Source organism: Neorhizobium sp. S3-V5DH, from assembly GCF_004343065.1.
Taxonomy (GTDB): Bacteria; Pseudomonadota; Alphaproteobacteria; order Rhizobiales; family Rhizobiaceae; genus Neorhizobium; species Neorhizobium huautlense.
The window spans coordinates 229068-247146 of record NZ_SMCL01000005.1 but is presented as its reverse complement, the minus strand read 5'-3'; the positions used below and the strand labels follow the sequence as shown (position 1 = coordinate 247146).

Below are 18079 nucleotides of genomic sequence, written 5' to 3'. Positions count from 1 at the left end.
CGAGCAGGAACGGAACTACTGCAACTGCGGCTTGTGCAGGAAATCATTGCGATCGGCGGATCGTACCCTCAACCATGCTTCGCGCCCATCGCGCAGGATGCGCATGGGGATCTCCGATCCCGGCGGACCCGTCTTCCAGAGCTTGCGGTAAAAATCGGCAAGCCCGTCGATCTCGTCGTCGCGAATTTCGGAAATCACATCGCCTCGACGAAGCCCTGCCTGCGCGGCCGGCCCGTTTTCGGTGACGCTCATTACTACGACCTCGCCATTGTTTTCGGCCGAATAGGCCCCGAGCCATGGGCGAGGCAGACGATTGAACTCGCCGCGATTGAGAAGATCGTCTAGGATCGGCTTTAACAGGTTGATCGGCACGGCCATGTTGATATCGGCGATCTCTCCGCCTCGGCTCATCTGCAGTCTGAGCGAACCGATTCCGATCAGCTTACCTTCCGCGTCGATCAATGCTGCCCCGCCCCAGGAGGGATGCGCCGGCGCGATGAAGATTGCCTCCTCCAGAAGATATTCCCAATAACCTGCAAATTCCTGCTTGGCGACGATGTTACCGCGTATGTAGTGGCCTTCGCCATCCGCAAGCACAATTGGGTCGCCAAGAAAGGCGCCATCGGAATCGCCGATCGACAGCGCCGGCAAATCGAGCGGGGCAAGCGCCTGGACCAGGCCGAAACCGCTTTCCTGATCGTAAGCCAGCGCATGTGCGGGTACGACCTTACCGTCATGCCTAGTCAGCCACACTTCCTCGGCTTCGGTGATCAGATAACCGATCGTCAGCACCAACCCGTTCTCGCGAATGACGACTCCGCTTCCTTCCCGGCGGGTGCCGAGCGTATTGGCCGTAAAGGCATTCTCGGGAATTGATGCTCGTACGGCCACGACCGACCGCAAAATCTTCTCCGTATCCATGATGCAAATCCTGATGAGGCGCTTACTGGCTCAAAACCCCGCAAGTTCTGCAGGATCAAGCCGTACCTGCTATTAAGGTATGAATATGAAGGGCCTGCGGCAAGGGGGGCTATCGAAGCGGCAAGACTAAACGCCTGGCTCCGAGTGCGACATTGGTTCGAGGTTATGGGTCTGACCTATCTATGCGGTTTTCCGCAGTGCTGTCCTGCAACCTAGAACGGACACAGCTCCTCGCTCGGGAAGAGCTGTGTCCAGAGACAATCAGCTCGCCGGAGTTAGTGTTACCGACGTTCCAGTTGCGGCAAGGTTGAGGCCGAGCTGGCCGGTGACGCTCACTGTCTGCAGATGGATGGAACCGGAGGTCCCGCCGACGAGCAGGTTGGCGCCGACGCCTGCGCCGACAGTCGCTTCGGCCGTGGCTCCCTGATAGAGGCCGCCCAGCGACCCGTGGTGATATCCGGCGGTGGGGGCGAAGACGGCCCAGATCAGGCGCGAACGGGTGGTAAAGCCGACATCGATGCCCATCTTGCGGACAACACCTGTATAGTGGTCGATCGGCTCGCTACCGATTGCCGACGTAAAGGCGCAGTCCGCTTCCTTGGCGGAACCAAGAACGTAACCGACACCGCCGCCAATCGTGCAATCCAGATAACCGATGCGCACGCCACCGCGCTGATCCGGTTCCTCATAGGTCGGAACCGGGTCACGGCGGGAAATCACGTCAGCCCCAACGGCGGCTCCCGCGCTCGTAATCACTGGCAAGGCGGCAATCGCCACCACAACAAATTTCTTCATCCCTGTACTCCTTATATTATCGTCGCCGCTCCTATGCCCAAGCTTCGAGCGAGCCGGCGAAGCAGCGTTGGCTAACGCATGTGGCGGAAGAATGATCCCGGTGTGGCGGCGCACAATTTGTCACGGGGTTGGCGTCAACGTGATGACGCGGCGGGTTCAATCGCGCGCTATTCCCGATCTTAGGGGTCCGTGTATCCCAGAGCCCGAATTCTGATCTCGAGATGACCCGGATCCTGAAGGAACAGGATTGCTCCTGAGGCTTTCGATTCCGCCGGGACGTAGTCGAAGGTGATATCAGCTTCTTCGACTGCCTGCCCCCCATCGATCAACTCGCCCCGCACGACGACGGCCGCCGCCGTCTGGTTGGCCCTGTTGAAGATCTCGAACTCCACTCGATGTCCACCCTCGACTGCCGCGCGGCCGGTAATGGTGACCGCAAATTCAGGGGGCAGATCCTCTTCCATCAACGCCTCAAGACCGATCCAGCCGATCATGGCGATAACCAGCAGCGCCGAAACCGTGCCGGTGACCCATTCTATCCAGTGGGGGTCTCCAGTTTCTCGATGTGGTCGCGTGGATATCGTGGTCATGGCTGCTCCCTAAAGGATAAGCCGGGCGGCGGCGGCACCGATCGCACCTGGAAAGGCCAATACAATGGCCGACATCAGGGCTGGCGTTGCGGCGCTGTCGTCGAGGCGGCCGAACGTCCAGAGGACGTAAAGGCTGATCAGCATAGCCACCATATAGCCGGGCAATGTGAAACGAATGAGAGCATGCCACCGGGGGGTGTTCTCCCCAAGCTCATGCGCACCTTTGAAGGCAACGGCGTAGACAAAGCCATGCATGATAGCGATCGATATGACGATCATCATCAGCGCGTGCCAGGGCGTCATCTTGAAGGAGATCAAAATGATCTCCTCAGTCGGAGCGACATTCAAGCTGAGGAACAAGGCGCCGACCGCCATGAGAAACAGCTCTCGGCTATAGCTGGTGGACATTTCGTCCGGAACCGCGTCGCCCTCTTTACCCTTACCTTGCCGACCCTCTTCACCGCTGCTCTCATCGCTCCTCGCCTGCCCGCCGAGTTGCGACCGGCCAAGCAGCGCCCCGATGCTCGCCGGAACCGCCTGGATGGCAATTTTTCCGATGATTTCAGAAAACGGCATGTGCTGTTCAAGGTCACCAAGGAGTACGAGGACGAGCCCACTCATAACGATGCCGAGGCCATAGGCTATGGTCGCGTCGCGGATCGCCTCCTGCCATGTGGACGTATGTTCAAACCCGATGCGATCGGCGAGCACGATGAGAAGCGGAATGTTGACCGTTAAAAGGAGGAACAGACGGAACCGATCAATATAGAAACCGAGCTGCCAAAGCTCCATCGTCATCAGCATCGGCATGCCGAACAGCATTGCACCGGCGGCGCCGCGGCCTAAGCCGACCAGCAAGTGGCGAGACGGGCTGATATCGATTTGCTGGCCCCTCGTCACGCTGCTCAAGATCCTCCTCCTCAGTCAGACAGGCGGACCTAAACACATGGAGTGAAAAAATGTTCCGAGAGCCGATCAGGAAGACGAGAAAGCGTTACGGTCAATCTTCGTATCTGCCGGTTTACCGGTCGAAGAGGTCTTGCCACTGTTTTTCACCGATAAGACAATCGGTGCTGGGCACGCCGGCGGCTTTCTGTACGGTTGCGGGAGGTGTGATTCCGCTGATCTCCGTCACAAGCTTGCGACGCACGGCAACGGCAAAATCCTCGATCTTGTGGACCGGCAGCACGAAGGAGCCGGGTCCACCGATGACGCAATCCGCATAATATTTGTCGAGGCCGCCCGGTGCGCCGGAAGGGCGCAGCATAAGCGCCAGCCCATTGATGACAATGCCCGCCTCCATCGCCTTGTCACGGGCGGGAACGACCGGATTGCCGGAATTGTTCGGACCATCGCCGGAAATATCGATCACCTGACGCATGCCCCGATAGGAATTCGCAACGATCATCGTCGCGCCCTGGGCAATTGCCGCGGATATCGACGTCCGTCGTTGTGTATTGATCGGTCTCGCTTCAAGCAGGTTCGCGAAATCGATCGCATCCTGCGCCGTCTCGATCACCTGCCACCCTATGACGGAATTCGGCACCACATCGCCGGCCCACTCGAAATAGCTGATCGCGATCTTGCCGAGCAGCCCCGTTTCCACCGCCTCGATGAACTCTCTGTGCTTGAGGGCCTCGACATAACCTTCCCGCTGAATGCGCACTTCTTCGTAATCCATGGAGCGGGACGTATCGACGGCAAGCACCAGCTCCACGTCGACCTCCCCACCCCCGGCCTGTGCCATGACCGGCGTGGCGGAGAGACTTATCAGCATCGCGAGTGTGGTAAGCATCGGCAATCCCGTCACTGCGTTTGAAGTCGCAAAACTGTAACACAGCCGCGTCAGCGGGCGACTCCCGGTATTCTCGATCCCTTCAACTTTCGGTGATGGTGGAGCTCTCGTGCCTCTCCTCGGCAACAAGTTTTGCAAGAGTTGCGATGAGACGGCGATGCTGATGGGAATGACGCGAGCGAACATTGGTGGCAGCGTAGGCCGTTTGGGCGATCACAGGCGCATCCGAGACGATTTGCGCAACCTCTTTCTTCACCAGGTCTTCGGCAGTTGCACGCGTGACATAGGCGGCACCGCCTAACGTCGTGATAAGTTCGGCGATCATGAGGTTGCGACCGGTCGAAAGGGGTGAGGCGGAAAACTGCGGCAATGCCAACCTGTGCGCGCGGTCGAAGGCTGGTGAATAGTTGGCGTATATATAATCCTGCTGCCTTATGTTGCTGAGCGTTGTCGCTTGCGTGCTCACGAGAATATAGGAGATCTCTCCAAGCCGTTCATAATGCAGGTCCGGCAGGTGATGGGGCGTATAGAGAACGGCGAGATCGAGATCGCCGGCGCCAAGATCGCGATTCATCTGATTGGAATAATCCGCCTCCAGATAGATCGACATGCCCTGCAATTCTTCACGCACCGCCCTCAAAAAACGTCCGGCAAACATCTCCGCGACGTCATGTTGAATGCCAATCCGCATTGCCCGCTCGTAGGCGCCGGCGGCCTCGACCGCGCGTGCTGCCTCATGCCATTGCTGTTGCAACGCCTTGGCATGGTCGAGCAGACGCATCCCGGCCACCGTCGGCACCGTACCGCCCTTCCCCCGAACGAAAAGCTTCCGGCGAAACATTGCCTCCAGCGCATTCACGCGGTGCGAAACCGTCGACTGGGTGATGTTGAGGCGCTCGGCGGTGCGATTGAAGCTCCGCGTCTCCATGAGGTCCAGGAAGGTCTCGATCAACTCGAACTGCATGGTCCCCAATCTAATCGAAATCTTCGATCAATAAAGCCCGAACTTCCAACTTGATGCCGGTCAATTCAGCTGCAAATCTCGCTGTGAAATCAGGGGAAGAGCAATGGCGGAACTGCCGGAACGGGCGCGCGTGGTGATCATCGGCGGCGGAGCGGTGGGCGCATCGTCGCTCTATCATCTCGCCAAGGCCGGCTGGACAGATTGTGTGCTGATCGAGAAGAACGAGCTGACCGCCGGCTCCACCTGGCATGCGGCGGGCAATGTTCCGACGTTTTCGTCCTCCTGGTCGATCATGAACATGCAGCGTTATTCCGCCTCGCTCTACCGCGAGCTGGGAGCGCTCGTCGACTACCCGATGAACTACCACGTTACCGGCTCGATCCGGCTCGGGCACAGCAACGAGCGGCTGCGCGAGTTCAAGCGCGTCGTCGGCATGGGCCGTTACCAGGGTATGGATCTTGACATCCTCTCCCCCGGCGAGATGCACTCGAAATATCCCTTCCTCGAAACCCATGCGCTGACCGGCGCGCTCTACGATCCCTATGACGGCGATATCGACCCGGCGCAGCTGACCCAGGCGCTGGCGAAGGGCGCCCGCGACATGGGCGCCAAGGTGATCCGCTTCTGTCCCGTCACGGCAGCGCGCCGGGAGAAGGGCGAGTGGGTCCTGACCACGCCGAAGGGCGAGATCGCCTGCGAATACGTCGTCAACGCGGCCGGTTATTATGCGCGCGAGGTGGGAAAACTCTTCGGCCGCGACGTACCGATGATGGTGATGAGCCACCAATATATTCTATTCGACGAAATCCCGGAGCTTGCCGCCTTGTCGAAGGAGGCCGGCCACAAGCTGCCGCTCTTGCGCGATGTCGACAGCTCCTACTATCTCCGGCAGGAGAAGACCGGCATGAATCTCGGTCCCTACGAGCGGAACTGCAAGGCGCATTGGGCCACTCCTGACGATCCGATGCCGGAGGATTTTTCCTTCCAGCTTTTCCCCGACGATCTCGACCGGCTGGAATGGTATCTGAACGATGCCGTTTCCCGCGTGCCGATCCTCGGCACCGCCGGCCTGTCGCGCATCATCAACGGGCCGATCCCCTATGCGCCGGACGGCAACCCGCTGATCGGGCCGATGCCCGGCGTGCCGAATGCATTCGAGGCCTGCGTCTTCACCTTCGGCATCTGCCAGGCGGGCGGCGCCGGCAAGGTTCTGGCCGAATGGGTGACGGAAGGCGAAACAGAATGGGACATGTGGAGCTGCGACCCGCGCCGCTACACGGGCTTCGCCTCCGATCCGGATTATTGCGTCGCCAAGGGAATGGAAATCTACGGCCACGAATACGCCATGCATTTCCCGAAGCACTACTGGCCAGCCGGCCGCGGCCAGAAACTCTCTCCGATCCATGATCGCATTGCCGCGCTCGGCGCCCAGTTCAAGCCCTATAACGGCTGGGAACGCGCTATGTGGTATGCGAAACCGGGCGACGACACATCCGAGGAAGCGACGCAGACCTGGAACCGAGAAGGGCCGTGGAGCCCGCGCATGGAGGAAGAATGTCTCGCGGTCCGCGATGCTGCCGGCATCCTCGACCTGCCCGGCTTTTCCCGCTACCGGGTCGAGGGACCGGGTGCCACCGAATGGCTCTCCTCGCTGATCACCGGCAAGGTGCCTAAACCTGGCCGCATCGGGCTTGCCTATTTTGCCGACGACAGGGGCCGTATCGTCACGGAAATGTCGGTGATGGCGATCGAGGAGGACTCCTTCTTCCTCATCACCGCCGCGACCGCGCAATGGCACGATCTCGACTGGCTGAAAAAGCACCTGCCAACCGATGCGGGCTTCGCCATCGAGGACGTCACGGAGCAGTTTTCCTGCCAGATCCTCTCCGGTCCGAAGAGCCGCGACATCCTTGCCGAACTCTGCGATGCCGATCTTTCGGCGGGTTGGCTCACCCACCAGCCAACAAAGATCGCCGGCCACTCCTGCCATCTGCTGCGCGTCTCCTTCGCCGGCGAACTCGGCTGGGAAATCCACACGAAGGTGGAGAATACCGCGCCCGTTTTTGACACCGTCTGGGCGGCAGGGCAGAAACACGGCTTGAAGCCTTTCGGCATGGAGGCACTCGATTGTCTCAGGATCGAGAAAGGCTACCGCGCCTGGAAGGGCGACCTTTCGACCGATTACACCGTGCTGCAGGGCGGGCTCGAACGCTTTGTCGATTGGTCGAAGCCGGATTTCAAGGGTAAGGCCGCACTTGCTGCGGAGAAACAGCAGGGTGTGAGGAAGCGTTTTGTCACCCTCGTCGTCGAGGCCGGCGATTGCGATGCGCCGTATATGTCCACCCTCTGGCATGGCGGACAGGTCGTTGGCGAAACGACCTCCGGAAACTGGGGCTACCGCACCGGTAAATCCATCGCGCTCGGCATGCTGCGCGCCGACCTTGCCGAACCCGGGACCGAACTCGAAGTCGAAATCTTCGGCGACCGTTTCAAGGCAGTCGTCCAAGCGGAGCAGGCGCTCTGGGACCCGGCGAATGAGAGGATCCGCGCATGAAGACGACCCCCTCGAAAGCCCGGGCGGTCATCATCGGCGGTGGCGTCTCCGGCTGTTCGGTCGCCTATCACCTTGCCAAGCTCGGCTGGACGGATGTCGTACTGCTCGAACGCAAGCAGCTCACTTCCGGCACGACCTGGCATGCGGCCGGCCTGATCGGACAGTTGCGGGCCAGCCAGAACATGACGCGGCTCGCCAAATATTCCCGCGATCTCTACGTGCAGCTCGAAACCGAGACCGGCATAGCCACCGGCATGAAGCAGAACGGCTCGATGACCGTTGCGCTGACCGAAGAGCGGAAGGAAGAGATCTACCGTCAGGCCTCGCTCGCCCGCGCCTTCAACATCGACGTTCGCGAGATTTCGCCGGAAGAGGCGAAAGCGATGTATCCGCATCTCAACATCGGCGACGTGAAGGCGGCAGTCCACCTGCCACTCGACGGCCAATGCGATCCGGCCAATATCGCCATGGCCTTGGCGAAAGGCGCCAGGCAGAACGGCGCGACCATCATCGAGAGCATCAAGGTCACCGAAGTACTGACCAAGGATGGTCGCGTCACCGGCGTCGCCTGCGAGCAGGCCGGCGAGCGGTACCTCATCGAGACGGAAAACGTCGTAAACTGCGCCGGCATGTGGGGCCGTGATCTGGCGGCGCAGTCGGGTGTTGCCGTGCCGCTGCATGCCTGCGAACACTTTTATATCGTCACCGAACCGATTGCAGGGCTGACCCAACTTCCCGTGCTACGGGTGCCGGACGAATGCACCTATTACAAGGAGGATGCCGGCAAGATGCTCGTTGGCGCCTTTGAACCGGTGGCAAAGCCCTGGCCGCCGGCCGGCGAGAAAATCCGGGAGGATTTCTGCTTCGACCAGTTGCCGGAAGATTTCGACCACTTCCAGCCGATCCTTGAAATGGCGATCAACCGCATGCCGATACTGGAAACTGCCGGCATTCACACCTTCTTCAACGGTCCGGAAAGTTTCACCCCCGACGACCGCTATTATCTCGGCGAGGCGCCGGAGCTGAAAGGTTATTGGGTGGCGGCCGGCTACAATTCGATCGGCATCGTCTCCTCCGGCGGTGCCGGCATGGCGCTTGCCCAGTGGATGAACGACGGCGAGCCGCCCTTCGACCTCTGGGAGGTGGATATCCGCCGCGCCCAGCCCTTCCAGAAGAACCGGCTCTATCTCAAGAACCGCGTCACCGAAACGCTCGGCCTGCTTTATGCCGATCATTTCCCCTATCGCCAGATGGCGACAGCCCGAGGCGTGCGCCGTTCGCCGATCCACGAGCATCTGAGGGCACGCGGCGCCGTGTTCGGCGAGGTGGCCGGCTGGGAACGCGCCAACTGGTTTGCGAGACCGGATCAGCAACGCGAATACCGCTATAGCTGGCAGCGGCAGAACTGGTTCGACAATCAGCGCGAGGAGCATCTGGCGGTCAGGACTGGCGTCGGGCTGTTCGACATGACATCGTTCGGGAAAATCCGTGTCGAGGGCCGCGATGCGATGGCTTTCCTCAACCGCGTCTGCGCCAACCAGATCGACGTGTCGGCCGGCCGCATCGTCTATACACAAATGCTGAATCGCCGTGGTGGCATCGAAAGCGATCTCACCGTGACGCGGTTATCCGAAACTGCCTTCCTGCTCGTCGTGCCCGGCACCACTTTGCAACGCGACCTCGCCTGGCTCCGGAAAAACCTCGGCGAGGAATTCGCCGTCATCACCGATGTCACCGCCGCCGAATGCGTGCTCTGCGTCATGGGTCCGAAATCACGTGAACTGCTCCAGAAGATCAGCCCAAATAGCTTTTCCAATACGGCGCATCCCTTCGGCACGGCCCGCGAGATCGAAATCGGCATGGGTCTCGCCCGCGCTCATCGCGTCACCTATGTCGGAGAGCTTGGCTGGGAGCTGTATGTCTCAACCGACCAGACGGCGCATGTCTTCGAGACTTTGGAAGAGGCGGGCGCCGATATCGGCCTCAAACTCTGCGGCATCCATACGCTGGATTCGTGCCGCATCGAAAAAGCTTTCCGCCATTTCGGCCATGACATCACCGACGAGGATCACGTGCTGGAAGCCGGCCTCGGTTTTGCGGTGAAGACGGACAAGGGGGATTTCATAGGCCGCGATGCCGTGCTGCGCAAACAGGATTCCGGCCTTGACCGCCGGCTGGTGCAGTTCCGGCTGACCGAGCCCGAGCCGCTGCTCTTCCACAACGAGGCAGTGGTGCGTGACGGAAAGATCGTCGGCACGATCACGTCCGGCAATTATGGCCATTTCCTCGGCGGCGCGGTTGGGCTGGGCTATGTGCCGTGCCAGGGCGAGAACGCCACCGATGTTCTGGCATCGACCTACGAGATCGAAATCGCCGGCCGACGGGTGAAGGCGGAAGCGTCGCTTTCACCCATGTACGATCCGAAAGCCGAGCGGGTGCGGATGTAACCGCAATCTTTAAGGAGACGACAATGCTCGCATCCGAACTGACCGAAAGCCCGCTCCAAAGCGACCGCATCGACCGGCTGATATCCGAACACCGCCCCGGCCATGGCCTCGCCCGCCCCTTCTATCACGATCCCGACATTTTCGAACGGGACATGAACCGCGTCTTCTTCCGCCACTGGCACTGCCTGGCGCATGAAAGCGTTATCCCCAACCTCCACGATTTCGAACTCTTCAAGCTCGGCGCCGAACAAGTAATCCTGACCCGCGCCGGCGATGGGACAGTGCATGCGATGCTGAACGTCTGCCGTCATCGCGGCGCCGAGGTTTGCACGCAGGAAAGGGGCAATGCCAAGGCTTTCGTTTGTCCTTACCACGCCTGGACCTTCGCGAATGACGGCCGGCTAAAGGCAGCCCGGCTGATGCCGAAGGATTTCAAGCGTGAAGACCACGGGCTGAAAAAGCTCCACGTCCGCGTGGTCGAAGGCCTCGTCTTTATCTCGTTTGCCGAAAACCCGCTGGATTTCTCCGCGGTGGAAAACCTGCTGCACGCCACTTGCGGGCAATATGGCTGGGCTTCCGCCAAGGTCGCCTATCGCCAGAGCTATCCCCTGAATGCCAACTGGAAGCTCGCGGTCGAGAACTATGTCGAGTGCTACCATTGCGGCCCGGCGCATCCGGAATATTCCGAGACACACGCGCTGGAACAGCCGCTGCACATGATCGAGGAACTGAACGCGGCGATGGAGGCCCGCACCTGCGCGCTCGGCATCGAAGTCGGTTCCGGCAATCACTGGAAGACCTCGCGGGAAGGCCGGGAGGCGATCCATGCCTTCCGATATGCGCTTTATGACGGGGTGAAGACCGGCAGCAAGGACGGCCAGCCGCTTGCCCCTTTGATGGGCCGATTTTCCGATTTCGACGGCGGCGTCACCTCCATCCATCTCGGCGGCACCAGCTTCCTCGTCTGTTATGCCGACCACGGCATGATCTACCGCTTCATCCCGAAGACGGTCGACACCTGCGAGATGGAGCTGATCTGGCTGGTGGATGCCGGGGCCGAGGAAGGCCGCGACTACGATCTCGAAAGACTCACCTGGCTCTGGACGGTAACGACCGACGAGGACAAGGCGATCATCGAGCACACCGCCCGCGGCGTGGTCTCGCGTTTCTTCGTGCCCGGCCCGATCGCCCCTATGGAACAGAACGAATTGCGCTATATCGGCTGGTATCTGGACGAGATCAGCCGGGCGTGAGGCACAGATGAAGAGATTGTCGGGCAAGTGCTTTTGCGGCGCGGTGGCATATGCTGTCGAGGATGCCTTTGTCTACGCCGCCATCTGCCATTGTTCGAATTGCCGCCGCACCACCGGCTCGGCCTTCAAGCCGTTCGCAGGAATCCCGCGCGAAAAACTTGCGCTGACCAAGGGCGCCGATAGCCTGCTGATCTATGGCGGCCCGGACAATCACGATGCCCATTGCCGCGCCTGCGGTTCGCTTCTTTATTCGCTGGTACGCGAGGCGGCCTGGGTGCATGTGGCGATGGGAACGCTCGTGGATGCACCGGCCATTCGGCCGAGCCACCACATCTTCGTCGGCTCTAAGGCGCCGTGGTACGAGATCACCGACGACCTGCCGCAATATGAGGGGCACAAGAGCGCCTAGGCCTTGGCCGCCAGCACCTTCAGCCTTTCGCCTTCGAGGCGGTAGAAAACGCGGTCTTCCTTCCGGTCGCCGCCGAGTTCGTCATAGAAGCGCAGCAGCCTTTCGTTGGAGCGTGCCGCGGTCCAGTCGATCCGGCCGAAGCCGCGCTCGACCGCCAGCGCGGCCAGCCGGGTAACAAGTTTCGTGCCAATATCCTTGCCGCGCTCGGCATGGGCGACGTAGAGGTCTTTCAAAAAGAAGTCGGGCTTCAAGCCCGGGCCGGGATAACTGGCGCCGAAAGCGGCCATGCCGACGATGCGGTCAGTCTTCGCCAGCAGGATTTCGGAAGCTTGCGGGCGGCTGCGGATGCCTTACAGCACAGCCTCGTGCGGCGGGCTGAAGCCGCCGAAATAGGCCTGCATTTCCTCAAGCAGCGAGGCGAGATCTTCCGCATCCGCCAGTTCGAAAAAGCCTATACCCAAATCTGTCATACCAATGAAGCTGCCAGGCCGAAACCGCCAAGCCTAGCCCCGAATTTTTTCACGAATGTTGCGGCCGGTGTTGACTTCTTCCTCTCCATGAACAGAATGGGAACATCAAAAGGGACTGCCATGTCAAAATCGGAAAAGTTCATCGTCCTGCCATTCAAGAAGATACGGGGAAACATCGCGCCGGGCGAGATGCGGGCAGCCTCCAACGCCGCTTCCGCGGAGAAGATCGCCCGCGCCATGGCCGAACGCTTTGTCGGCGTGGCCGCCTATTCCGTTCAGGTGGACATGGAAAGCGGCGACATGTCGGACCCGAAAGTCTTGTGGCAAGCGGGCGAAATCGCCGACATCGCGGCGTAACGGCTATTTCCCCTTCCAAACCGGATCCCGCTTTTCCGCGAAGGCACGTGCGCCTTCGAGCTGGTCTTCGCTGGAATAGAGCAGGTCGACCGTCTTCAGCTGACGGCGGGTGATGCGGTTCATGGTCGTCTGGAATCTTTCGCCTTCCGCCTCCCGCACCACTTCCTTGATCGCCGCATAGACGAGCGGCGGGCCGCTTTCGAGCAGCCGCGCCAGGTCCCAGGCGCGTGCCATCAGCCTGTCCGCCGGCAGGATTTCGTTGACGAAACCCCAGCGATGCGCCTCCTGCACATCGAGCCACCGGCCGGTCAACAGCATATCCATGGCGATGTGATAGGGAATGCGTTTCGGCAGCTTGATCGAGGCGGCATCCGCCACCGTTCCTGAACGGATTTCCGGCAGAGCGAACGTGGCGTGTTCAGCGGCAAGGATGAGATCGGTCGACAGCGCGATTTCCAACCCGCCGCCGCAGCAGATGCCGTTGACGGCGGCGATGATCGGCTTGTTGAGGTCGCGCAGCTCCTGCATGCCGCCAAAACCGCCCACGCCGTAATCGCCGTCAACCGCGTCTCCGGCCGCTGCCGCCTTCAGATCCCAGCCGGGGCAGAAGAACTTTTCGCCCGAACCGGTGATGATGGCGACGCGCAGCGCGTCGTCGTCGCGAAAGTCGCGAAAGATCTCGCCCATGATGCGCGAGGTCTTGAGGTCGATGGCATTCGCCTTCGGCCGGTCGATGGTGACTTCCAGAATGCCGCCATCGCGGCGGGTCTTGATGGGTCGATCGGTCACGATATCCTCCTTCTCACCAGCGCATCTACCGCCACGACACCCTCGCCTTCCGGCAGCACTAGGACCGGGTTGATGTCCAGTTCATCGATATCTGCCGCGTTGGCTACAAGATAGGCCGCAACCGCTGCGACCGCCTGCTCAAGCGCTGGGATATCGCCCTTCGGTGCGCCGCGGTAACCGTCGAGCAGCTTCTTCACCTTCAGACCGGATATCGCGGCCGAAATCGCCTCCGGCGAGGCCGGCAGGGTGAACAGCGCGGAATCGTCCAGAAGCTCGACCAGAATGCCGCCGGCGCCGACAGTCATCACCAGGCCCGCCACCGGATCGCGCGTCGCGCCGATGATAATCTCCGCCACCGGCCGGCCGGCCATCTTCTCGACCAGATAACCGTTCGCGGTGCCGGCCATTGCATGTGCGGCGGCAACGACTTCCCCGGCAGTCCGCAGATTGAGTTTCACGGCGCCGGCCTCGGTTTTGTGGGCGATCCCGCGGCCCTTCAGCGCCACCGGAAAGCCGAGTTTTTCCGCCGCCGGCCCGGTATCCTCGGGATCGATCTCCACCAGGCCTTCCGGCACCGGCAGGCCGAAGGCGGAGAGTTCGCGTTTGGCTTCGTCCTCGTTGAGCGTCACGACCTCCGCTGAGCCGGGCGCGATCCTGAGAAGCGGCTCGGGCGCGGGACCTTTCCAAGCAGCACCGATGAAGGCCGCGGTCTCGGCGGCGGCGAGCGCTTCCTCGACGCCGTAAAAAGGCACGAGGCCATCGCACATCAATTGCTCGGCAACCTGTTCCGGCAGGTTTTCCGCCATGCTGGAGACGATGCCGGCATTGGCGCCGGTTGCCCTGCGCGCTGCAACGACCGAGTTGACTGTTGTCAACCAGTCGGTCGCGTCGCAGCGGTCGAGGCGGGGGAAATCGAGCACGACGAGGTTCAGCGCGTAACCGCCCTGCATCATGGCGGTGAAGGCGGCCGTCTGTTTGTCGCCGTTGCCCCAGACGAAGGTATGGTAGTCGAGCGGATTGGCGAGCGTCACCATCGGGCCGAGCGCTTCGCGCAGCGGCTTCAACTGCTCCTCCCTGAGCGGCCGATAGGAAATCATCCGCTTCACGCCGGCATCGGCCATCAGCGAAGCCTCGCCGCCGGAACAGCTCATGGAGGAAATGTCGGCATTTTCCAGCGGGCCGTAAAGATGCAGCAGTTTCAGGGTTTCCAGGAGTTCCGGCAGGGTCTCGACGCGACCCATGCCAAGACGCTCCAGCAGCGCAGAGGAGACACGGTCGTTGCCGGCCAGCGAAGCAGTGTGCGAGACGGTGGCGAGCTGCGCGGCTTCCGATTTTCCGACCTTCAGCATGGCGACCGGCTTTTTCAAGCGGCGAGAAAGATCGGCCAGCCGCTCTAGGGTTTCGAGACTGTCGAAACCCTCCACATGTAGGCCAATCGCCGTGACGCGGGGATCCTGGATGACTGTGCACGCGAGTTCTGCAAGCCCCGTCTGAGCCTGATTGCCGGCAGTCATCAGATAGGCGAGCGGCAAACCGCGTTGCTGCATGGAAATATTGCAGGCAATGTTGGAGGATTGCGTCAGCACCGCCACGCCCCGGTCCACCCGCAGCATGCCGTGCTGATCCGGCCACAGCAGCGCGCCATCCAGCATGTTGATGAAGCCGTAGCAGTTCGGCCCGAGGATTGGCATGTCGGCGGCCGCCGCGACCAGCTCCGATTGCAGTTCGTCGCCATCCGCAAGCTCGCTTGCTGCTTCCCGGAAACCGGAAGCGTAACATACGGCCCCGCCTGCCCCGCGGGCGGAGAGCTCGCTGATGATCTCGATCGTAAGCTGCCGGTTGACGCCGACGAAGGAGGCGTCGGGTGCGGCGGGCAGATCGGCTACCGTGCGATAGCATTCGCGGCCAAGGATTTCGTCGGTTTTCGGATGGACGGGCCAGATTTCGCCGGCAAAACCCATCTTGTCGCATTGCTCGATGACACGCCGGGCCTCCTTGCCACCGAACACGGCAATGGTCTTCGGGCGGGTCAGGCGTTCGAGGGAGCGGGGCATCCTCAAGCCCCCAGCGGCCGCAAAAGATCGCGGCTGATGATGTGCCTTTGAATTTCCGACGTGCCGTCCCAGATGCGCTCCACTCGCGCATCCCGCCAGAACCGCGCCAACGGCAGGTCGTCCATCAGCCCCATTCCGCCGAAGATCTGGATGGCTTCATCTGTGACTCGCGCCAGCATTTCGGTTGCGAAAACCTTGGCCGAAGCGATCTCGCGGTTCGACGGCAGACCTTGGTCAAGCCGCCAGGCGGCCGACAACGTCAGGAGGTCGGCTGCGTCGATCTCGGTGATCATGTCGGCAAGCTTGAAGGAAACGCCCTGGTTGGCGCCGATCGGCTTGCCAAATTGTTTTCGCTCGGCGGCGTAGTTCAACGCATAGTCGAAAGCCCGCCGCGCCCGGCCGACGGAAGTGGCGGCGACGGTGAGGCGCGTGGCGTAGAGCCAGTCGTTGGCGATATCGAAACCCTTGTGGACCTCGCCGAGGATCTGTGCCGACGGCAGGCGGCATTCGTCGAAGGTCAGGATGCAGTTCTGGTAACCGCGATGCGAGACGGAGTTGTAACCCTCGCGGATTTCGAACCCCGGCGTGCCGCGATCGACGAGGAAGCAGGTGATCAGCTTCTTTGGCCCACGCGCCGTTTCCTCCTCGCCGGTGGCGATGAAGACGATGACGAAATCGGCGATATTGGCGTGGGAGATGAAATGTTTCGTGCCGTTGACGACCCAATCGCCACCGTCCTTCCGCGCGAAACATTTCATGCCGCGTACGTCTGAGCCGGCATCGGGCTCGGTCATGGCAAGCGCATCGAACTTTTCGCCCTTCACCGCGGGAAAAAGGTATCTTTCGCGCTGTTCGGCATTGCAGGCCATCAGGATGCCGGAGGGGCGGCCGAAGAAGACGGTGAGCGCCATCGACCCGCGACCGAGCTCCCGCTCCACCAGGGTGAACGAGGTGTGGTCGAGGCCGGCGCCGCCCACCTCTTCCGGAAAATTGCAGCCGAAGAAGCCGATCTCCCGGCATTTGCGGGCAATCTCCTGGCCGAGTTCGGGCGGCACGATGCCTGTGCGCTCCACCTCGTTTTCGTACGGGTAGATTTCCGTCTCGACGAAATCGCGGACGGTTTTGACAATCATCTCCTGCTCGTCGTTCAATCCGAAATTCATATATTCCCTCCCGTCGCCGGCTTCCGATCAGCGCTTCTGCCCCACGAACCGCCCAGCCCCTTCCGGCGCGGGTAAATCCGCATGCGCATCGATCAGCGGCTGCAGCCTGCCCATCACCTCCGCCCCCGGCGCCACGGCCTTGCCCTCGGCCGAGGCGACATGCAGCATCAGGTGTTCGCAGGTCGCAAGCAGCACGCCATCCGAGGCGCGGCTGAGAGACATAAAGCTCTGCAGCTTCTTGCCATCGGATGAGGGCAATATCTGTGCGGTGACCTTGAGGAGATCGCCGAGCTTGGCTTCGTCAAGCAGCCGCGTGTGGGTCTCCACCGTGTAATAGCTATTGCCGACCGCGACGTAATCCATATCGACGCCGATCAGGCGGAGCAGCGCGTCGCTGGCATCGGCGAAGCATTGCGCGTAACGGAACTCGGTCATGTGACCATTGTAGTCGATCCAGGACGGATGAACCTTGATCTGCAGGAGGTCGAGCGGCTCCTTGTTGAGCTTGGCCGCAGGTTTCGGCGAATTTTTCCAGAGATGTTTTTCAAATTCGGCGAGGATTTTGCCAGCGCCCCAACCGCGCCCTGCATCCCCGCTCTTCAGCGCCTGCATGATGCCGACGAGGTTTTCGTCGCGGATGCGTTCCAAGTCGCGAATACCACGGGCGCCGGATTGGGCGTCGGATTGGGCCGCGATCTTGTCCACCAGCGCATCATCGAGATCGACGACATCGGTGAGCTTCGTCCAAGGCCAGGAAAGGCATGGGCCGAACTGTGCCAGGAAATGCCGCATGCCGGCCTCGCCGCCGGCAATGCGATAGGTCTCGAACATGCCCATCTGCGCCCAGCGCATGCCGAAGGAATAGCGGATCACGTCGTCCAGCGTTTCCGTGTCGCAGATGTCGTCGTGGATCAACCACAGTCCTTCACGCCAGACAGCTTCCAGCAGGCGATCGCCGACGAATGCCTCGATCTCCTTTTTGATGATGACGCCCTTCATGCCGATCGGGGCGAGCTTTTCCTGTGCCGCCTTCAACGTTTCGGCGGCGGTCTTTTGACCGCCGACCAATTCGGCGAGCGGCAGCAGATAGACGGGGTTGTAGGGATGGGCGACGAACATGCGCTCCGGATATTTCATGTCGCGCTGGAGATCGGTCGGCATCAGGCCGGAGGTCGAGGAGCCTATCAGCGCCTTGGGGTCAGCGGCCGCGTCGATCTGAGTGATGACGTTGCGCTTCAGTTCCAGCCGCTCAGGCACGCTTTCCTGAATCCAGTCGGCGCCTCTTACGGCCTCTTCGACCGTCTGGCAGAAAGTAATTTTCCCTTGCGGCGGCAACGGCGCCATGGTGAGCATGGCATAGGCGCGTTCGGCATTGGCGAGCACTTCGCCGACAATGCGTTCAGCCTCCGGATGCGGGTCGAACATGTTGACGTCTATGCCGGCGAGCACGAAACGGGCGGCCCAGGCTCCGCCGATGACGCCGCCGCCGATGCAGCCCGCTTTTTCTATCTTGCTCAT

The 18079-nt window shown here is 61.2% G+C and carries 16 protein-coding genes; 5 read left to right on the top strand and 11 right to left on the bottom strand.

Going from position 1 to position 18079, the window contains the following annotated elements; translation table 11 throughout:
- Positions 1-15: 15 nt before the first annotated feature.
- From EDE09_RS11030 to EDE09_RS11005, 6 genes are all read right to left on the bottom strand, one after another.
- Positions 16-921 carry a S1C family serine protease gene (locus tag EDE09_RS11030; RefSeq protein ID WP_112797875.1) on the bottom strand — a complete coding sequence of 302 codons (906 nt, stop codon included), beginning with the start codon at positions 919-921 and terminating at the stop codon, positions 16-18.
- Positions 922-1182: 261 nt separating this feature from the next.
- Positions 1183-1716 carry a DUF992 domain-containing protein gene (locus tag EDE09_RS11025; protein ID WP_105371110.1) on the bottom strand — a complete coding sequence of 178 codons (534 nt, stop codon included), beginning with the start codon at positions 1714-1716 and terminating at the stop codon, positions 1183-1185.
- 179 nt (positions 1717-1895) lie between these two features.
- Positions 1896-2306 (bottom strand): TIGR02588 family protein, encoded by a 411-nt coding sequence (locus tag EDE09_RS11020; RefSeq protein ID WP_112797873.1) that lies wholly within the window; start codon positions 2304-2306, stop codon positions 1896-1898.
- Between the two features lie 9 nt (positions 2307-2315).
- Entirely contained in the window at positions 2316-3215 is a 900-nt protein-coding gene (locus EDE09_RS11015; RefSeq protein WP_245505118.1) for a TIGR02587 family membrane protein, read from the bottom strand.
- Between the two features lie 112 nt (positions 3216-3327).
- Positions 3328-4101, bottom strand: coding sequence for a DUF1194 domain-containing protein (locus tag EDE09_RS11010; RefSeq protein ID WP_132410391.1), 774 nt, complete (start codon positions 4099-4101; stop codon positions 3328-3330).
- 82 nt (positions 4102-4183) lie between these two features.
- A complete protein-coding gene (locus EDE09_RS11005; protein WP_112797869.1) occupies positions 4184-5065 on the bottom strand; it encodes a LysR family transcriptional regulator in 882 nt (293 codons plus the stop codon).
- Positions 5066-5168: 103 nt separating this feature from the next.
- Here EDE09_RS11005 and EDE09_RS11000 point away from each other — a divergent pair, with 103 nt between their 5' ends.
- The 4 genes from EDE09_RS11000 to EDE09_RS10985 are packed head-to-tail and all read left to right on the top strand — an operon-like array spanning position 5169 to position 11728.
- Positions 5169-7619: an FAD-dependent oxidoreductase gene (locus EDE09_RS11000; protein WP_132410389.1), complete on the top strand. Its 2451-nt coding sequence runs from the start codon at positions 5169-5171 to the stop codon at positions 7617-7619.
- On the top strand, positions 7616-10066 hold the full coding sequence (locus EDE09_RS10995; protein WP_132410387.1) for an FAD-dependent oxidoreductase: 2451 nt from the start codon (positions 7616-7618) through the stop codon (positions 10064-10066). The genes EDE09_RS11000 and EDE09_RS10995 overlap by 4 nt, the downstream gene beginning before the upstream one ends.
- Positions 10067-10089: 23 nt before the next feature.
- Entirely contained in the window at positions 10090-11319 is a 1230-nt protein-coding gene (locus tag EDE09_RS10990; RefSeq protein ID WP_132410385.1) for an aromatic ring-hydroxylating dioxygenase subunit alpha, read from the top strand.
- Positions 11320-11326: 7 nt separating this feature from the next.
- Entirely contained in the window at positions 11327-11728 is a 402-nt protein-coding gene (locus tag EDE09_RS10985) for a GFA family protein (RefSeq protein ID WP_132410383.1), read from the top strand.
- Here EDE09_RS10985 and EDE09_RS10980 read toward each other — a convergent pair.
- Entirely contained in the window at positions 11725-12042 is a 318-nt protein-coding gene (locus EDE09_RS10980; RefSeq protein WP_348631315.1) for a GNAT family N-acetyltransferase, read from the bottom strand. The two genes, EDE09_RS10985 and EDE09_RS10980, sit on opposite strands and share 4 nt — an antisense overlap.
- A 276-nt stretch (positions 12043-12318) precedes the next feature.
- Between EDE09_RS10980 and EDE09_RS10975 the strand changes: the two genes are divergently transcribed.
- On the top strand, positions 12319-12555 hold the full coding sequence (locus tag EDE09_RS10975) for a hypothetical protein (protein ID WP_132410381.1): 237 nt from the start codon (positions 12319-12321) through the stop codon (positions 12553-12555).
- Positions 12556-12558: 3 nt separating this feature from the next.
- Here the strand turns inward: EDE09_RS10975 and EDE09_RS10970 are convergent, their stop codons facing one another.
- Genes EDE09_RS10970 through EDE09_RS10955 form a run of 4 tightly spaced genes read right to left on the bottom strand, consistent with a single transcriptional unit; the run spans position 12559 to position 18079 of the window.
- The gene (locus EDE09_RS10970) at positions 12559-13344 is read right to left on the bottom strand and encodes a carnitinyl-CoA dehydratase (RefSeq protein WP_132410379.1); all 786 of its coding nucleotides are present in this window, start codon (positions 13342-13344) and stop codon (positions 12559-12561) included.
- Positions 13341-15398, bottom strand: coding sequence for an acetate--CoA ligase family protein (locus EDE09_RS10965; RefSeq protein ID WP_132410377.1), 2058 nt, complete (start codon positions 15396-15398; stop codon positions 13341-13343). The genes EDE09_RS10970 and EDE09_RS10965 overlap by 4 nt, the downstream gene beginning before the upstream one ends.
- A 2-nt stretch (positions 15399-15400) precedes the next feature.
- A complete protein-coding gene (locus EDE09_RS10960) occupies positions 15401-16561 on the bottom strand; it encodes an acyl-CoA dehydrogenase family protein (RefSeq protein WP_132410375.1) in 1161 nt (386 codons plus the stop codon).
- Between the two features lie 27 nt (positions 16562-16588).
- Positions 16589-18079, bottom strand: coding sequence for a carnitine 3-dehydrogenase (locus EDE09_RS10955; RefSeq protein ID WP_132410373.1), 1491 nt, complete (start codon positions 18077-18079; stop codon positions 16589-16591).

Coding starts and splice junctions, on each gene's coding strand:
- EDE09_RS10965 (WP_132410377.1), bottom strand. CDS start 15,398: ATGCCCCGCTCCCTCGAACGCCTGACCCGCCCGAAGACCATTGCCGTG.
- EDE09_RS11005 (WP_112797869.1), bottom strand. CDS start 5,065: ATGCAGTTCGAGTTGATCGAGACCTTCCTGGACCTCATGGAGACGCGG.
- EDE09_RS10995 (WP_132410387.1), top strand. CDS start 7,616: ATGAAGACGACCCCCTCGAAAGCCCGGGCGGTCATCATCGGCGGTGGC.
- EDE09_RS10990 (WP_132410385.1), top strand. CDS start 10,090: ATGCTCGCATCCGAACTGACCGAAAGCCCGCTCCAAAGCGACCGCATC.
- EDE09_RS11020 (WP_112797873.1), bottom strand. CDS start 2,306: ATGACCACGATATCCACGCGACCACATCGAGAAACTGGAGACCCCCAC.
- EDE09_RS11000 (WP_132410389.1), top strand. CDS start 5,169: ATGGCGGAACTGCCGGAACGGGCGCGCGTGGTGATCATCGGCGGCGGA.
- EDE09_RS11025 (WP_105371110.1), bottom strand. CDS start 1,716: ATGAAGAAATTTGTTGTGGTGGCGATTGCCGCCTTGCCAGTGATTACG.
- EDE09_RS10985 (WP_132410383.1), top strand. CDS start 11,327: ATGAAGAGATTGTCGGGCAAGTGCTTTTGCGGCGCGGTGGCATATGCT.
- EDE09_RS10955 (WP_132410373.1), bottom strand. CDS start 18,079: ATGAGCAAGATAGAAAAAGCGGGCTGCATCGGCGGCGGCGTCATCGGC.
- EDE09_RS10975 (WP_132410381.1), top strand. CDS start 12,319: ATGTCAAAATCGGAAAAGTTCATCGTCCTGCCATTCAAGAAGATACGG.
- EDE09_RS11010 (WP_132410391.1), bottom strand. CDS start 4,101: ATGCTTACCACACTCGCGATGCTGATAAGTCTCTCCGCCACGCCGGTC.
- EDE09_RS11030 (WP_112797875.1), bottom strand. CDS start 921: ATGGATACGGAGAAGATTTTGCGGTCGGTCGTGGCCGTACGAGCATCA.
- EDE09_RS10960 (WP_132410375.1), bottom strand. CDS start 16,561: ATGAATTTCGGATTGAACGACGAGCAGGAGATGATTGTCAAAACCGTC.